At 57.1% G+C, this 16,021-nt stretch carries 13 protein-coding genes and 1 pseudogene; 2 read left to right on the forward strand and 12 right to left on the reverse strand.

Going from position 1 to position 16,021, the window contains the following annotated elements; all coding sequences use genetic code 11:
* Position 1: 1 nt before the first annotated feature.
* Both BCL93_RS17075 and BCL93_RS17080 read right to left on the reverse strand, forming a co-directional pair.
* A complete protein-coding gene (locus BCL93_RS17075; RefSeq protein WP_146742454.1) occupies positions 2–1,876 on the reverse strand; it encodes a hypothetical protein in 1,875 nt (624 codons plus the stop codon).
* Entirely contained in the window at positions 1,863–3,308 is a 1,446-nt protein-coding gene (locus BCL93_RS17080) for a site-specific integrase (protein WP_146742455.1), read from the reverse strand. Before BCL93_RS17080 ends, BCL93_RS17075 begins: the two co-directional genes overlap by 14 nt.
* A gap of 80 nt (positions 3,309–3,388) precedes the next feature.
* On the opposite strand from BCL93_RS17080, the pseudogene BCL93_RS00560 reads away from it, so the two are divergent.
* Both BCL93_RS00560 and BCL93_RS17665 read left to right on the forward strand, forming a co-directional pair.
* A pseudogene (locus BCL93_RS00560) lies at positions 3,389–4,348 on the forward strand (Y-family DNA polymerase); the annotation flags it as partial.
* 60 nt (positions 4,349–4,408) lie between these two features.
* Positions 4,409–4,561, forward strand: coding sequence for a DUF4113 domain-containing protein (locus tag BCL93_RS17665; RefSeq protein WP_340147998.1), 153 nt, complete (start codon positions 4,409–4,411; stop codon positions 4,559–4,561).
* Between the two features lie 429 nt (positions 4,562–4,990).
* On the opposite strand, the gene BCL93_RS00565 is transcribed toward BCL93_RS17665, so the two are convergent.
* From BCL93_RS00565 to BCL93_RS00610, 10 genes are all read right to left on the reverse strand, one after another.
* Positions 4,991–7,072 (reverse strand): sensor domain-containing diguanylate cyclase, encoded by a 2,082-nt coding sequence (locus BCL93_RS00565; protein ID WP_181462995.1) that lies wholly within the window; start codon positions 7,070–7,072, stop codon positions 4,991–4,993.
* 4 nt (positions 7,073–7,076) lie between these two features.
* The gene (locus tag BCL93_RS00570; RefSeq protein ID WP_181462996.1) at positions 7,077–7,706 is read right to left on the reverse strand and encodes a biliverdin-producing heme oxygenase; all 630 of its coding nucleotides are present in this window, start codon (positions 7,704–7,706) and stop codon (positions 7,077–7,079) included.
* Positions 7,706–10,369, reverse strand: a complete 2,664-nt coding sequence (locus BCL93_RS00575) for a bifunctional diguanylate cyclase/phosphodiesterase (RefSeq protein WP_112053173.1) — start codon at positions 10,367–10,369, stop codon at positions 7,706–7,708. The genes BCL93_RS00570 and BCL93_RS00575 overlap by 1 nt, the downstream gene beginning before the upstream one ends.
* A 255-nt stretch (positions 10,370–10,624) precedes the next feature.
* Positions 10,625–11,215, reverse strand: a complete 591-nt coding sequence (locus BCL93_RS00580) for a HupE/UreJ family protein (protein WP_112053174.1) — start codon at positions 11,213–11,215, stop codon at positions 10,625–10,627.
* A gap of 121 nt (positions 11,216–11,336) precedes the next feature.
* Positions 11,337–12,002: an urease accessory protein UreG gene (gene ureG, locus BCL93_RS00585; protein ID WP_112053175.1), complete on the reverse strand. Its 666-nt coding sequence runs from the start codon at positions 12,000–12,002 to the stop codon at positions 11,337–11,339.
* 12 nt (positions 12,003–12,014) lie between these two features.
* Positions 12,015–12,728, reverse strand: coding sequence for an urease accessory protein UreF (locus tag BCL93_RS00590; protein WP_112053176.1), 714 nt, complete (start codon positions 12,726–12,728; stop codon positions 12,015–12,017).
* A complete protein-coding gene (gene ureE / locus BCL93_RS00595; RefSeq protein WP_112053177.1) occupies positions 12,718–13,266 on the reverse strand; it encodes an urease accessory protein UreE in 549 nt (182 codons plus the stop codon). The genes BCL93_RS00590 and ureE overlap by 11 nt, the downstream gene beginning before the upstream one ends.
* A gap of 157 nt (positions 13,267–13,423) precedes the next feature.
* Complete coding sequence (gene ureC, locus BCL93_RS00600; RefSeq protein WP_112053178.1) at positions 13,424–15,130, reverse strand: urease subunit alpha; 1,707 nt, start codon at positions 15,128–15,130, stop codon at positions 13,424–13,426.
* Positions 15,127–15,453 (reverse strand): urease subunit beta, encoded by a 327-nt coding sequence (locus BCL93_RS00605; RefSeq protein ID WP_112053179.1) that lies wholly within the window; start codon positions 15,451–15,453, stop codon positions 15,127–15,129. Before BCL93_RS00605 ends, ureC begins: the two co-directional genes overlap by 4 nt.
* Before the next feature lie 164 nt (positions 15,454–15,617).
* The gene (locus tag BCL93_RS00610) at positions 15,618–15,920 is read right to left on the reverse strand and encodes an urease subunit gamma (RefSeq protein WP_112053180.1); all 303 of its coding nucleotides are present in this window, start codon (positions 15,918–15,920) and stop codon (positions 15,618–15,620) included.
* Positions 15,921–16,021 lie beyond the last annotated feature (101 nt).

Consider the following 16,021-nt stretch of genomic DNA (forward strand, 5'->3'; position numbering starts at 1 on the left):
ATTAAACCGCTCCCAGTTCGATTAACATTATAGCTTTATGCTCCCAGTACGGGTCTAATTCTTCTTTTTCAAAAACCTCATTTTCAATTCTTAAAACCATATCCTGGTGTTCTTTAGATCGCTCCTTGATATGGTTTATCAGTTCCCATATTCGATGGATAACAGAGCCAAACATTCGATCAAAGTCATCTATTGTACCGCTTAATGGTTTCCCAAGCTCAACCATATATAAGCAGCTTAATAACTTCCTTATATCCTTATCGTCAGCATGAACAGCATAATTCTCGCAAAACAAGCACCCTTCAGGCTGAACACAATTTGGGACTATTGAAGTATCAGCATTCGGCTTTGTTGGATCGCCCTGGCTTTTGCAAGATCCAACAGCACTCTCTATATATCCTAAACTAATATCTTCATCACGATCAGAAATAATAATCGCGCTACTAGAAAGATAATTTAGGAAGGCTCCCATTTGGTCAACATGTGTTGTGTGAGACCCTGCAGCGTAGTTATTTTTTACCACATACTCTGTATTTTGAAGAAGAGTTGCCGTGGTGGAGATATCAGAGTTAGAGATTAGCCAATCGGATTTTGCAGCTCGCCACTCACTAGGCATGACAAGGCTTGCTGGGACACCTAGCTTTTCGAATGCTCTGGTTACGGGAAACATAGTTTCTTGCGCTTTAAGGCCCGTAAGTATCAGTGCATCAGACTCTACTACTTCAGCAAGATACTTTCTCATTTTTATGTATTTTTTGAACTTCTTGACAAACTTATTTTGGATCTCAAAGCTTACCTTTCTATTGCCAGCTCGAAACTTTACTGCTTTAAATCCGTATCGCTCTTTCTTTAGCTCATAGTCTTCGCTCCATTTAAGGTTAAAAACCTGAGCACTATTCATCCCAGTATTAGCCAAAAACAGGGTAGCAAAAGATAACGTCGCCAAACGAGCCAGCTGAATTCTTGAATGATGAAAATATTTCTTATTTGTTTTTGTAAGTGCCGATAGTGCTTTATGGTAATTATTCTTTACGATTCCGCTGGCGTTTCCGTAAGCTCGTTCATATTCCTCAGGAGTCCTGAGGCGGCCCTCACGACGATTAATGAATCTAGAATTCCTGTAATCGGCCACTGATCCATACTTATCAAGTTCTTTATAGAAGAACGAGTACGAGGGGAAAACCCACTGATCAGGCTCAGGAAGACCTATACACTTGGGGAAACTAATGTGGAAAGGATAGTCTTCTTTATTCATTATAAAATCTGAAATTCTCTCAAACAGAGCGTCACAGACTGAAAGTGAGATTGACTGTCTATCTTCCGATGGAGGTTCGCGAGACTCTGAGTCATTTCTTGTGTAAAGCTCATTGACTCCTGAGTTAATATCACCATAGTCCATGGTATATGATAGCAAGTCTCTTGCGGCTGCTTGATAAGGAACTGCCGTGCCTGTCTTTAACTTATATGTATTTACCTGCTCATGCAAATATCTTACGAATCCTACATAGGCTTTTTTAGCATTTTCTTTGCTATGATGAAATTCATCATGCCCGCTTTCATCACACCAAGTTATGAATTTACAGCAAGACCTAAACAAACCGCTTAGTGATATTCCTTTTCTAGAATCATACATTACCAAATTATCGAAATAAGAAATAACTTCATGGACATAAGAGATGCGGTCTTCCATTAAGCTATCAATAACCACAAAGCGTTTTTGCGTTGTCAAGTACCTCCAAAAGTAACACATCCCCCCTACCCAAATCTTCTGGTTATCCTCGGTAACCAGTATGGCTTTGCTTGGGTCTATTATGCTTGATCCTCTTAATGGAAGCTTATATTCTTTCTCTATCTCCTTAAAATTAGTAAATTTCACTGATATCACCCACAGCATTCATCAACTTCTCAAGGTGGGTTTCATAACCTTTCTGGGTATCCCTGACCATTTTGATATTATATTCATGATTCAAGTACAGGTCGGTCGTCTCTAATTTTTCATGACCCATAGCTGATCTAACAAAGTCTCTAGCTTGGTGTAGAGTAATCACTCCTAACTGGACTTCTCGAAGCTTCATCTCTGTGAGGTTCATTCCAAACGTGGCTCTCAAGTCATGAAACTTGTATCTATAATTGCTATCATTAAGTCTAAGTCGCATCAGTGGCAAAACATGCTGGGAGATAAACTGCCTTACTAACGCGCCATCCCTAGCACGCCTTTTCGTATTACTTGGGTCGAAATTTGAAAGATCAGATTTTGAATCGTAATAAGGACTTCCTCGGTTTGTTAGGAATACATTTACTTTTTCCTTGTCGCCTTTATACTTTTCCCTTCTGCTTGCTGCCCTTTCACTACTTATATACACTCTTAATTTATTAAAAAGCCAGACTGGGAATCTCAACACCATCCGCTTTCCATTTTTTGTATCGACCATAGTAGATGGACCAACTTTTATTCGAACCTCGTTACCGCTACTCAACCTGCTCTCAGTGAAGTGCCTATCCCTGAGAGTAAGGACTGTTTGTATTCGTGCACCGGTAAATAGGGAAATAAGGTGTATTAGCGTCATCTCTACATTCCCTAGCCTAGCAAGTATTCTTATTAGTTCTACCTGTTCATCAAGAGGTAACGGCCTTAATTCTCCTGCGTCATTGATTGAGTCTGAGTATGGATCATCAAATTTAGGCGATTTTATCGCTATATCAGTAGCAGCAACTTTCTTAGATTTTGCAGACCCGTACCGGTCGTTGATACTGATATAAGCATCATGCTCATCCCAAGGTGGGTTACTCAATGTAATCGCTGTTTCGCCTATAATCCAACGATAGAAGCCAAGGATTGAACTTACTCTGCGTGAAGCTGTAGTTGATGAAAGGTCACCAGCTTGTACGGATAAAACTAGAGAATTCCTATACCTATAGGTTGGTCTTAGCAACTTCCTTTTAGGGAACTCAAATGGGTCTAGCCCCTCATTTTCAAGGAATTTTTTATAATAAGACAAGTCGGAGGCGATGGAATGAAAGGTTGATATAGAGCCTTTTAAACCATTTTCAAATCGAGCTAGAAGGTATAGGTTTGCTTCCTTCCAAGGCGCATTAACCCCATTCAGTACAACTGGAAAATAGTTATATGAATAATCGTCAATTTTTTTATATTTCCCGCTATGATCCCCAAAGGGGCGTGAATAGTAAGTTGTTGACACACCACCACGGCTAGCAGGAATAATGTTTTTAATGGCATTCTGATCAGATTTCTGACACGTTTCCGTCAATATTAATGTTGGTAATATCAATACCTTAGATTTTTCCACTTTACCTTGCTCTCGGTCCATTTTCATTAAATCTACAGTAATGCAGAATCTAGTGCAAACCTACAGGTAACAACGATGGCTGCGTGATCGCCCGCTCAAGCGAGCTAAAGGCGCTGGGCGTGGAGATGGGCACCCCGGCCTTCCATCTGCAGCAATGGGTCAGCCAGGGGCGCATCTGCCTGCTGTCGTCCAACTACGAGCTGTATGGTGATATGTCCGCCCGGGTGCGCGAGGTCCTCGAAGAATTCTCGGCCGGCGTGGAGCCCTACTCCATCGACGAGATGTTCGTGCGCTTCGACGGCTTCGATGACGCCACCACTCTCGCCCTGGCCCGCACCCTGTACCGCAACGTGCGCCAGTTCACCGGCATTCCCGTCTGCGTGGGCGTGGCACCCAGCCGAACCCTGGCCAAACTCGCCAACCGTGCGGCCAAGAAGCGGCCCGAGTACGGTGGCGTGTGCGTGCTGGCTGGAGATGACGAAGATACGCGCCATCTACTCAAGCAAACCGAGCTGGGCGACGTGTGGGGCGTGGGCCGGCGACTGGTCGAGCGGCTGGCCATTCAAGGCATCGAGACCGCCTGGGACCTGCGCTGCGCCGACCCCAAGACCGTCCGGCGGCGCTTCTCGGTGACGCTCGAGCGCACCGCCCGCGAGCTGCAGGGCACCCCCTGCATCGAGATGAACGATAGTGACGAGCCCCGCCAGCGCATCATGACCTCGCGCTCGTTCGGGCGCCTGACCGGCGAACTGAGCGAGCTGCAGGCAGCCATTCGCCAGCACGCCCAGCGCGGTGCCGAGAAGCTGCGCGCCCAACAGAGTCACGCCCGCGCCGTGCTGGTGTTCTTGAAGACCAACCGCCACCGGCAGGACCTGGCCCAGTATTCCCCCAGCATTGTCGCCGAGTTGCCCGAGCCCAGCGACGACAGCCGGCCGATTCTCGCCGCCGCTCAGCAGGCGCTGGAGGCGATCTACCGGCCCGGCTATCGGTTCATGAAAGCCGGCGTGATGCTGCTCGACCTGGTGGACGCCAACCGCGAACAGCTCTCGCTGCTCGATACCCCCGGCCGCGCCGCCGATCGCGAGCGTAGCGAACGCCTGATGAAAACCCTGGACGAGCTGAACCAGAAGATGGGCCGCGGCACCGTGCGCCTGGGCGTGCCCCGCCAGAACGCCGCCTGGCACCTGCGCTGTGCCCATCGCACGCCAAGGTGGACGACCCAGTGGGGAGAGCTGCCCAGCGCCAAGGCCTGAGCGCGTCGCAGCCAGGGCTCCAGGTTCTTGGTAGCTAGGGCATGCGCTCGTGGGTATCCTTAGCCTTACCGCGAGCAGGCTCGTGAGGATCGCGCAACCGGGCTTGCCATCTGGCCGTTCGCTCCAGATGCCTGCCAGCCAGATCGGCTCGCGATCCGCCCGGCAGAGGATGTGCGGCTGTTTCTTCTCATACACCTGCAACTCGAACCAGCCATACGCCGTGCACCGCGGGGCTCTAATCACCAGGGGGTGGTCCACGTTTTCGGGAAGTACGACGCCGAGGCCGAAGAGGCCGGGCGCGGTGAAGCGATCTACGCGATGAAAGGAAATAGCCGGTAAGGATCAGTTGCCCCACCGCGATGAGCGGGACATGGCCCGCACGAAGTCCAGGCCCTCGCCAGAAAAGGCCATATCCACACTCAAATAGAGCTACTCGCTCTTTTCTGCTCGGTTACGCCCACCTTGTTTGGCTTGGTACATGGCTTTATCGGCGCGTCTGATCAGGTCGGTTTGTGACTCGCCCGGCTTCCAGCATGCGGCGCCGATGCTGATGGTCACTTGCCCCACTTCCTCGAAGTCCACGTCTGAAACGGCTTTCAGCAGACGACTCGCCAGCCCCATCACGTCCTCGTCGGTGCATCCGGTACAAAGCACGAGAAACTCTTCGCCGCCCCAGCGGCCAACCGCATCGCAGGACCTCAATGCCTTCCACACCGTTTGCGCGAGCAAGGTCAGCACTCGGTCGCCAACCTCATGGCCAAAGCGATCATTCACTGACTTGAAGTGATCGATATCGAACAGCAGAACCGAAACTTCTCGCCCATAGCGTGCGGCGGCATTTAGCTCTGCTTCCAATGCCGTTTCGATACGATAACGGTTCCATATCTGGGTCAGAGGATCGGTGAGCGCCAGGCGCTCAAGCCGACGGTTGGCCTCGGCCAGTGCCTGACGCTCTTGATAGAGTGTCTCGTTGAGGTTAAAAATTTCGCTCGCCGAGGCGGCAATCGCGAGATCCTCACCCAGATCCTGAACCGCCAGGACCTCTGCTTCTTGCCAGGGGGCGCTATGTCCCGTCAGTTCCTGCTGCCAAACCTCGAAGGAGTGACGAGGCGACATCACCAGTCGCCCATTCTTCATCTTGGGAATATCCTCAGGACGACCCGCCCACCGAGACGTCTCGCGCAGCTCATCTCGGAAGAGCATCAACCAGCCCTGGCGATCGACATCCACTGACAGCGGCACGGCAAGCAAGCCACAGCTGCACTGAGGCGACACCCACTCCCCCAGGGGCGTCTCTCCCAACACATTGCTGTGCCAGGCAATCGCCCGTGATTGCGATTCTGCTAGCCAGGCGGCCACCTTTTTCAGTATATCGACGTCGGGCACTTTACCCACTCGCGACACCGTGTCGGCATAGACCATGCCCACGCCGCTGGCCCGAAACAGGGTCAGCCAATCGTGGCCGTGACGCTGGACCAGGTCGCCGGCCCCCAGCAGCTCTTCCCGAGTTTCATAAAGCAGTACCCGGGTCTCTTGAACACGCTGGCGGAAACGCTGCTGAGACATGAGACGCAGGCGCTGAAAGCGTTGAATGGCCATCTGCGCCAACAAATGGGCTGCATCACGAGATGCCGGCGATAGCGTAAGCGGCGACATCGCATGGCAGGCCACCAGCCCCCAGAGCTGCTCATCTCCCTGAATGGCAACCGAAAGCGAGCCCGCCACCCCCATGTTGTGCAGATACTCCTGATGCACCGGCGACACGGCTCGCAGGTTTCCCACCGAGAGATCTAACGGCTCGCCGCTCTCCGGACATTGCTTCGGCACCAGCGGCAGAGACTTGGCTTTAGCATCGGGAATACTGCGCACTGGGTTGATGTCGTAGAGCGCCCTGACCTGGTTCGGGATATCGCTGGCCGGAAAACGATGTCCGAGCAGGCTATTGATCCCGTCGCTGCGGCTTTCGGCTTTCACCTGTCCATTCCATTCGGAATCGAAGGAGTAGACCATCACCCGATCATGCCGTGTCAGTGCCCGCACCCCTTCTACCAGGACTTGCAGCAATTCAGCCTCGCTGTCCTGGGCGGCAAGGCGCGTTTGCCAGTGGCCGACGGTGATCAAAATCTCGAGCTCACCCAATGGCCCCAGCAACTCGATCTCTACCACCACTCTCGACCCGCTGCGATAGGCCGTGGCGCGACAGCGCTCGCCAGTGGCGGCTGATGTAAGGACGTCATCCACCACCATCTTGCCCATATCCGCCGTCAAGCGGGTGCCAAGACGCGTTATTAGCTCCTCGCCAAGGCTGTGAGCGGGAGGGTGACTAAGCGCCTCATCAACCGATATGCCAAGAAGCTCTTGTAGATTACTGCTGACCTGAAGGACACGGGTAAGGTCTGCATTCAGGCTGACCAGGCAGCCGGCTGGCTGGATCGCGCCGGGAATATGCACCGGCTCGCGGGCACATTCGGCCAGCGCTTCCGTGAGCTCTTCTTCGGAATAGGTTGGCACGGTTTCAGCTCCGCAGGGCGACTTGATGCCAGCGATCAAGATGAACCTGCAAGGTAAGAAAGGTCTGTCTGGCACTTACCGCCGCGCGACGAGAACAGGGCTGCAACGAAGGAGCCGCTATCAGTGCGAGAAAATCATCCCAACACTGGTCGGCATACAAATGGAAATAGCGCGCTCCAAAACCCGGCGACAGTTCCAACTCTCGAACGACGCGCGGCGCTATTACGCTCCCTCCCTGAGTAGCACCTTCTAATACATATAGCACTCCCAACACGCTCCCGCGCGAGCCAAGCTCGCTAGGTGACTCGCAGGCCAAGGGGCGAGCAGGAGGTGTCATGGGCCGATAGCCAAGATCACGAAGGTCATGGGCAAGCAGTGCCGCACGGCACTGGTAATGATATAGCCCTGGATCGGGCCATTCACATTGCAGCGCTGGTACCAGCCATGGCTCCAGCGACACATAGAACTCATGAAAGGCTTTTAGCACCAATGCATAGGCCTGACGCGTCAGGCCTGGCTTCATCAATGGCGCAAGCAGGGGGTGACGCTCGACGCGTCGATGCAATTCGCTCGTTTCATCACGCAGGATCGTACGCAACCCTGCATGTCGAGAAACCGTCAGTGCTTTGGCCATCAAGGCCATCGCAGCCACTGCATGGCGAAGTCCTCGGCACTCATTGGGCGGCCATAGTAGAACCCCTGAGCCTGGTCGCAGCCGAGTTCGGCAAGCGCCTGGGCCTGTTCGATCGTTTCGACCCCTTCAGCAACCGTCTTCATTCCCATACTCCGCGCCATCGCAATGATTGTGGTGACGATGGTGTAATCATGACTCGAAGAAAGCATATCACGCACGAAGGAGATATCGATCTTGAGGGTATCGGCAGCGAAGCGTTTGAGATATGCCAGGGAGGAGTAGCCGGTGCCAAAATCGTCAATGGCGAGACCAAAGCCTTTGGCCTTAAGCGCCTGCATGAGTCCAATGGCCTGTTCCGGGTCGCGCATGAAGCCGCTCTCGGTGAGCTCCAGCCCGATGTTCGCCGGACAGACCCCCATGGTATGTAGCGCGACCTCTTCGCCAAAACTAACATCTTCCAGCTGCTGAGCCGACACGTTTACCGAGATACGGGGCACCACTGCCACCCCGGACCGTTTCCAGTCTCGTAGTTGTTTGCTGGTCGTCTTGAGCACCCAGCCACCGAGTTCTTTCATCAGACCACGTTCTTCGGCAAGCGGGATGAACTCCCCGGGACTCACCCAGCCACGCTCGTCATCAAACCAACGGCATAGCACTTCAGCACCAGAAAGCGCTCCAGTCGCGAGATCCACCTGAGGTTGATACTGGAGCATCAGGCGCCCGTCGCGCATCGCCAGGATGAAATCATCAAGTAGCTGCTGGCGACGCAGGATGGCACTGCCCAGTTGATCATCATAAAGGCATCGTCCTTCTCCCTGGCGCTTGGCGTGATGCGCCGCCAGGCTGGCGTGCTGAAAAAGCTCGCCAGGGCTCATACCATGCTCGGGGTAAAGGGCACCGCCAATGCTGACATCCAGCATGAACCAGCGTTCATCCACCTGCAGCGGTGCTTCCAGGCTCTCCTGATAGCAAAGCATGCGGTCAGCCAGCATGGTAGCGGTCGGCGCCTCGATCAGCACCGCAAACTCATCGCCGCCAAGGCGCGCCAGCAATTCGCTATCCTGGTGTTGCATGCCACAAAAGCGCTGCCCGGCGGCTGCCAGCACGCTGTCACCGACACTGTGTCCGAAGGTATCGTTGATCTCCTTGAAGCGCCGAAGGTCCATTAACAGCAGGCCAAGGGTCTTATCTTCGGTTCGCGCCTTTTCCAAGGCATCGCTCACTTGTGCCATAAAGGATGCGCGATTGGGCAAGCCGGTTTCAGGATCGGAGAAGGCCAGACGCTTGATGTAGTCGCCACTCATCTGTCGCTCGAGTTCGGCGGCCGCGTTGGCAGCGAAAATCTTGAGAACGGTAGTGACGAAGTCGGGATCCTCGAGAGGGGAGCGGAACATGACCACCAACAGCCCCAGTGAATCCCCATTGCTGTGATCCAATCTCAGACCGATATAGCCTCGAGCCCAACCGAGAAAACGGTCGGCCTGAGGCGGCAAAATCTTGGCGACCTTGTCGGTGATGATGCAAACGCCTTTCTCCATGACCTCTTCGCAGGGAGTTCCCTTCAGAGCATAACTGAAGTTATCGACCTTCCGGCCATCGATCACCGCAGCCTGGGTCGATATGGAGCTATCAGCCAAGCTGGCATCGAGGGTCGCAATGATGCCGGCATCGGCGTCTAGTGCCCGTGTCAGGTGATCGACCAACTGGTCAAAGAAAGGCTTGCCTCCCATCGCCGTGACCGATGAGGCGATCTGCATCACCGCCTGCTGGATGCGCCGGGATTCGTACTGGCGCGTGTTATCGAAGATGAAGCCTTCCAGCCAGGCGGTTTCCCCGTCGGCACCGAATACGGCCTGCCCCTGCTCGGAAACCCAGGAGGTATCGCCACCCGCCGTGCGCAACCGGTAGTTCAAGTGATACGGGCGACGCCGTTCGACATCCTCCACGATTTGGCGCTGAATACGCTGCCGATCATCGGGATGGACCATTTCCATGAAGGGATAACCGTCATCAGCGGTCAACTGCGTAGCATCGTAGCCGGTCAGGGCCTCGGCACCGTGACTCACGAACGTGAGGCTGCCTTCACGGTCGTGAAGGCGTTGATACGCCATCCCGGGAAGATGGCTCATCAGGGTATCGAGCCTGCGCTCGCTCTCTTCCACGGCGGTCATGATGCGTTGACGGCACAGCTCGGCCCCCACGCGCATCGCGGCTATTCGCAGGACCTCCCTGGCGATGTCAGACGACCATAAGGGCTCGGTGTCCAAAACGCCGATCAGTCCCAGCGTTTCGCCGCTGCGACCGATGATAGGCATGCCCAGATAGGACTCAGCGGCCAGATCAGCCAGCAGATCATCATCCGGAAAGACCGCACAGACCTTTTCCGGGTAGTGGCAAGGCTCATTTCGGATCACTCGCTCACAGGGGCTGCCCGCCAGAGGATAACTGAAATTATTCAGTAGACGCCCCCGCGACCAAAGGCCGAGGGTACGTGCCATCGTATTATCCGATGGGTCTATACAGGCGACGATCACGTGATCGACCCGCAGTATTCGTGCCAGACAGACAGCGAGTTCCGAAAAGAAACTGTCTGTTGGATTGTCTAGGGCCAATCCATCAGCCAGCTCGCGAAATACCTGTTCCGAGGCTAGGGGTGGCGCCATGGATTGGTGTCCTCCCGACCAAATTCAGCTTCAAGCGCCCCCAATGGGCTTACCCCAAGGGATACGTCGACATCATACGTCAAGAAGAAAGTGCCACTTAAAGCCAGCTATTTTGACTTCTTGTAGAGGGGCAATGATCCCCCCTTGAGTAGTCATCGGCAACACCTCGTTTTCCTTGATTTTTCTCGGTTCACAAATACCAACGCCCGGCGCAGGGCCAGGCGTTGACGACGTGCTTACCATCCATCTGGTAACTCAACCGATGACGAGTACACCTCCGGCAAGCGCCACTAGGCCGCCAACCACACGATCAAGGTGCGGTACGCGATGCAACAGCGCTTGACCTACTGACCGACCAAGCTGACCAATGCCCAAGGTTGCCAGCAGGAAACCGGCCAGATATGCCATCAGCGATGCCCCAACCGGCATTTCGGTCGCGTGAGCCTGACCGTGGCAGACCAGGAACGCCACCACCAACACTGCGCTGATACCCGCGGGCATACGTACCAGGCCGGCGAGCAGCACGCCAGCCAGCAATACCGACAGGGAAATGCCGGTCTCGACGCCGGGAAGGCTCAGCCCGCCCCAGGCAAGCCCGGCCCCCAGCAACATGCCAAGCGCCGCCAGCCCGGGCACGGCACGACCCAGTGGACGTGCCTGGCGCGCACTCCACAGGCCGATCGCCGATAGTGCCAGCAGGTGATCCAGCCCGGTCAGCGGATGCAGAAAACCGGTGAGCATGCCGCCCGTACTAGCCTCATGGCCGACGTGGGCGCTGGCCGCGCCGGCGGCAATCAGCGCCAGGGGCGCCAGGGCAAGAGCGGTGAGTCGTGAAACACGGGTCATGGTAGCGTCCTTCTTTTTTGTTGAATGTCGTGAGTCGTGAATCGTGAATCGTGAGTAACCGAATGTTGTGCGTCTTCTTTGGTACAGCGCATGACGAAATCAGGTGGCGAACCGGCCGCGCTCAGACCGCCGAGCTGGCCTCGTGCGCATCGCTGCCGACGCGCGAGGCCGATGGCCGGCGCTCCGGCAGCATCCCACGGTCCAGAATGAAGCGGATGACCTCCTCGACGCCGACGCCGTCATAGAGATTGGCAAACACGAAGGGACGGTCGCCGCGCATTTTCTTCGAATCCCGCTCCATCACGTCGAGAGAGGCATGCACCTGCTCGGCAATGTCGATCTTGTTGATGATCAACAGGTCCGACTTGGTGATGCCTGGGCCGCCCTTGCGGGGAATCTTGTCGCCGGCGGAAACGTCGATCACATAGAGCGTCAGGTCAGAGAGCTCGGGGCTGAAGGTCGCCGAGAGGTTGTCGCCCCCGGATTCCACCAGCACCAGCTCGAGGCCAGGATGACGAGACTGCAGGTCATCGATGGCGGCGAGATTCATCGAGGCATCCTCGCGAATCGCGGTATGCGGGCAGCCACCGGTCTCGACGCCAAGGATCCGGTCAGCCGGCAGCGCTTCGTGGCTCAGCAGGAAATCGGCATCTTCGCGGGTATAGATGTCGTTGGTCACCACGGCGATATCGTAGTAATCGCGCAGCGCCAGGCACAGCTGCTTCAAGAGCGCGGTCTTGCCGGAACCGACCGGGCCACCGACGCCGATACGCAAGCAGTGATTCATGAGGATGCTCCTTCAGCTTCTGAACAGACGTGAGTATTGGGTTTCGTGCTGGGCGCTGGCCAACGCCAGCCCCGGCAGCAGCGGGCCAAGTTCGTGGTCATCAAACGAGAGGGCGCGGTCCACGGCCACTACCAACTCGGGCCGTAGCCGCTCGATGAGGCGCTGGGCGGCGGTGTGTCCCAGCGGCAGCGCCTTGCAGGCCACCGCCAGCTGGTTCTCAAGCCAGGACCAGGCAAAGCCCAGCAACGCCTGGCGCGGCGGTACACCGCGCACCTGAGCCAGCCAGGCGAATAGCGTCACATAGCCGGCCTGATCCGGTAGCTCGGACGCTGCAGGCAACAGCTCGAGGCTGCGAAGAAGCCGCGTCAGCGCCGCCCCCAGCCGCTGGTCTTCCTCGGCGAGTTCACGGGTCTCGCGGCTGGCCGCCAGCCAGGCATCCCAGTACGCCACCGCCTCGCCATCCTGTACCGCGAAGGCCGCTTGCTGGCGCGCCAGCACCGGCAGCTCGCAGCGTGACAGGCCGTCGTCCAGCACGCCGGACAACCAGGCGTAAAGGCTCGCCTCGTCGCGCACCCAGTCGAGTTCGAAGGCGCTCTCAAGGCCCTGAGACCAGGCAAAGGCACCGATCGGCAGCGCCGGGCTGACCAACTGCAAAAGCCCAAGCAGGGCCAGATCATCGCCCTGACCCGCAGCCTCCGCGGCAGGTGCCTGCGACTCAGTGCACATGATCATGCTCATGCGCGCCGTGGCCGTCTTCACTGCCATGAGAGTGGTCGTGAGAATGGCCATGCGAGTGACCGTGTGAATGGCCATGTGCGTGCCCTGCCTGAGCATAGGCGCCGGGCTCGGGGTCGAACGGCGCCTGGTGATGATGGATAGTGGCGCCCAGCCGTTCGGCCAGTTCCTCCAGCACATGATCCGGCGGGAAGCGCACCCAGCCGCCCTCCTCATCCGCGCCGATGGCCAGCGCCACATGGCGGTTGCCCAGGTGATAACAAAGCCTCGCCAGTGCCAGTCCGGCATCAATCCGAGCCGTGACCACCGGTTCGGCCGCGGCACGGATGATCACGATCTCACCGCTATCGGCTTCCAGGCCTTCTCCGTCCCGAAGCACCGGGCCGCGATCGAGAAACAGCCCCACTTCCTGCCCGCCATCGCTCTGCGCCTTGAGGCGCCCGCGCATGCGAAGCTCGAAGGGCAGTGTCAGGGTGTCGCTGGCCCGGCTCGCCTCGATGGACCCCAGGCGTTCGATCAATTTCAGCATTGGCATCGTCTCTAGAAATTGTCCGCGGCTGATCCTGTGGCAGTCTCGCGAGGGCGCTGAAAATACCTCCCTGTACGCTACTTTTGCCTTCTATGGCAAAAGACCCTCACTTCGACCTGCCACCGGCGCCGCTTGACGTGTGGTTATCGCCCACTGCTCAGAATAAGTGATAGCGCTGGGCCAGCGGCAGCTCGGTGGCCGGCTCGCAGGTCAAGAGCTCGCCATCGGCGCGCACCTCATAGGTCTGTGAGTCCACACTGAGCGCAGGACAGGCATCGTTGAGTTTCATGTCCGACTTGCGCACGGCCCGAGTGTCGCGACAGGCCACCAGCGGACTATCGAGTCCCAGGCGTTCCTTGACGCCCGCTTCTAGCGCCGCCTGACTGACGAAGGAAAGCCGCGTGGCGCTGGCCGCCTTGCCGAAGGCGCCGAACATCGGCCGGTAGTGCACCGGCTGCGGCGTGGGAATCGACGCATTGGGATCGCCCATGGGGGCAGCGGCGATCATCCCGCCTTTGACGATCAGCGCCGGCTTGACGCCGAAGAAGGCCGGATCCCACAGCACCAGGTCGGCCAGCTTGCCGACCTCGATCGAGCCCACCTCGTGGGCGATGCCGTGGGTGATCGCCGGATTGATGGTGTACTTGGCGATGTAGCGCCGGGCACGCAGGTTGTCGGCACCCCGCGCCTGGTCTTCCGGCAGCAAGCCGCGCTGAACCTTCATCTTGTGGGCCGTCTGCCAGGTACGGCAGATCACTTCGCCCACCCGGCCCATGGCCTGGGAATCCGAGGCGATCATCGAAATCACCCCCATGTCATGCAGGATATCCTCGGCAGCGATGGTCTCGCGGCGGATGCGCGAATCGGCGAAGGCCACGTCCTCGGGAATATTAGGATCGAGGTGGTGGCACACCATCAGCATGTCCAGATGCTCATCGATCGTGTAGGGCCGGGTCGGATTGGTCGATGAGGGCAGCACATAGGGCTTGGCGCAGGCGGTGAGGATATCCGGCGCGTGACCGCCCCCGGCCCCTTCGGTGTGATAGGTGTGGATGCCGCGTTCCTTGAACGCCGCCAGGGTGTCCTCGACGAATCCCGACTCGTTGAGGGTATCGGTATGGATCGCCACCTGAACGTCATAGCGCTCGGCTACCGACAGACAGGCGTCGATGGACGCAGGCGTGGTGCCCCAGTCCTCGTGAAGCTTGAGCCCCATGGCCCCCGCCTCGAGCTGCGCCTCCAGCGCCTCGGGCAGGCTGGCGTTGCCCTTGCCCAGAAAGCCGATATTCATGGGCAACGAATCCACCGCCTGCAGCATCTTTCCGATGTGCCAGGCGCCCGGCGTGCAGGTGGTGGCATTGGAGCCGGTGGCCGGACCGGTCCCGCCGCCGAGCATGGTGGTCACCCCGCTCATCAGCGCCTCATCGACCTGCTGGGGGCAGATGAAGTGGATATGAGCATCGATGCCGCCGGCGGTGAGAATCTTGCCCTCGCCCGCGATCACCTCGGTGCCCGGACCGATGACGATCTCGACACCCGGCTGAGTGTCCGGGTTGCCGGCCTTGCCGATGGCCACGATGCGTCCGGCCTGCAGGCCCACGTCCGCCTTGACGACGCCCCACCAGTCGAGAATCAGCGCATTGGTGATCACCGTGTCCATCACCGAGTCATCGGCACGCTGGCTCTGGCCCATGCCGTCACGGATCACCTTGCCGCCGCCGAACTTGACCTCATCGCCATAGGAGGCGGCGTCACGTTCGACCTCGATCCACAGCTCGGTGTCGCCCAGGCGGACCCGGTCGCCGACGGTCGGGCCATACATATCGGCATAGGCCTTTCGGCTAATGCTTGAATCCGGCTTCATGATGTCTCTCCTTTGCCATCCAGTGCGCCCATCACTTGCTGACGAAAGCCATAGACGGTACGGGTGCCGGCGAAGGGAATCAGCGTCACCTCACGCTTCTGGCCGGGTTCAAAGCGAATCGCCGTACCCGCGGCCACGTCCAGACGGTGGCCACGGGTCGCCGCACGATCGAAGTCCAGCGCCGGATTGGCCTCGAAGAAGTGATAATGGGAGCCGACCTGAATCGGCCGATCACCGGTATTGGCAACGGTCACGGTGATCCGCGTGAGCCCTTCACACAGCGCGATCTCGCCATCCTTCAATTGATACTCACCGGGAATCATCAGCTCTGCCTCGTCGATGTAATAAATAGCTAAAACTGAGCGAAAGATGGTCAGGCAAGGCGGCAAGCAGCAAAAAAAAGGATCGGACTCGCGCACGAGTTTACGACTGTAAATGAGCACTTTTTGATGCGAAGCCAACACAGCATGACCGAGTGCAGCCAGTTTTAGACAATGGGGTTGTGGACGGTGACAAGCTTGGTCCCATCCGGGAAAGTCGCCTCGACCTGCACCTCGTCGACCATCTCGGCCACCCCTTCCATGACGTCCTCGCGGGTCAGAATCTCGCGCCCTGCGCTCATCATCTCGGCCACGCTGCGCCCATCTCGGGCGCCTTCCATGATCTCGGCGCTGATCAGCGCTACCGCCTCGGGGTAGTTGAGCTTGAGCCCGCGGGCACGGCGACGCTCGGCAAGCAGCGCCGCGGTGAACAGCAACAGCTTGTCCTTGTCTCTCGGGGTCAGTTCCATCGGAGTAGCTCCCAAATCATGTTGTTTATCTTCTGTGCCCAGGCTGTCGCTCCCAAGCTGGAAGAGCGACGCTACGCGCCTGGAAGATGGAAGCCTGAAGC

This window comes from Onishia taeanensis (genome assembly GCF_003268885.1).
GTDB lineage: Bacteria > Pseudomonadota > Gammaproteobacteria > Pseudomonadales > Halomonadaceae > Onishia > Onishia taeanensis_A.

Coding starts and splice junctions, on each gene's coding strand:
- BCL93_RS17665 (WP_340147998.1), top strand. CDS start 4,409: ATGAAAACCCTGGACGAGCTGAACCAGAAGATGGGCCGCGGCACCGTG.
- BCL93_RS00570 (WP_181462996.1), bottom strand. CDS start 7,706: ATGGCCAAAGCACTGACGGTTTCTCGACATGCAGGGTTGCGTACGATC.
- BCL93_RS00575 (WP_112053173.1), bottom strand. CDS start 10,369: ATGGCGCCACCCCTAGCCTCGGAACAGGTATTTCGCGAGCTGGCTGAT.
- BCL93_RS00580 (WP_112053174.1), bottom strand. CDS start 11,215: ATGACCCGTGTTTCACGACTCACCGCTCTTGCCCTGGCGCCCCTGGCG.
- ureG (WP_112053175.1), bottom strand. CDS start 12,002: ATGAATCACTGCTTGCGTATCGGCGTCGGTGGCCCGGTCGGTTCCGGC.
- BCL93_RS00590 (WP_112053176.1), bottom strand. CDS start 12,728: ATGTGCACTGAGTCGCAGGCACCTGCCGCGGAGGCTGCGGGTCAGGGC.
- ureE (WP_112053177.1), bottom strand. CDS start 13,266: ATGCTGAAATTGATCGAACGCCTGGGGTCCATCGAGGCGAGCCGGGCC.
- ureC (WP_112053178.1), bottom strand. CDS start 15,130: ATGAAGCCGGATTCAAGCATTAGCCGAAAGGCCTATGCCGATATGTAT.
- BCL93_RS00605 (WP_112053179.1), bottom strand. CDS start 15,453: ATGATTCCCGGTGAGTATCAATTGAAGGATGGCGAGATCGCGCTGTGT.
- BCL93_RS00610 (WP_112053180.1), bottom strand. CDS start 15,920: ATGGAACTGACCCCGAGAGACAAGGACAAGCTGTTGCTGTTCACCGCG.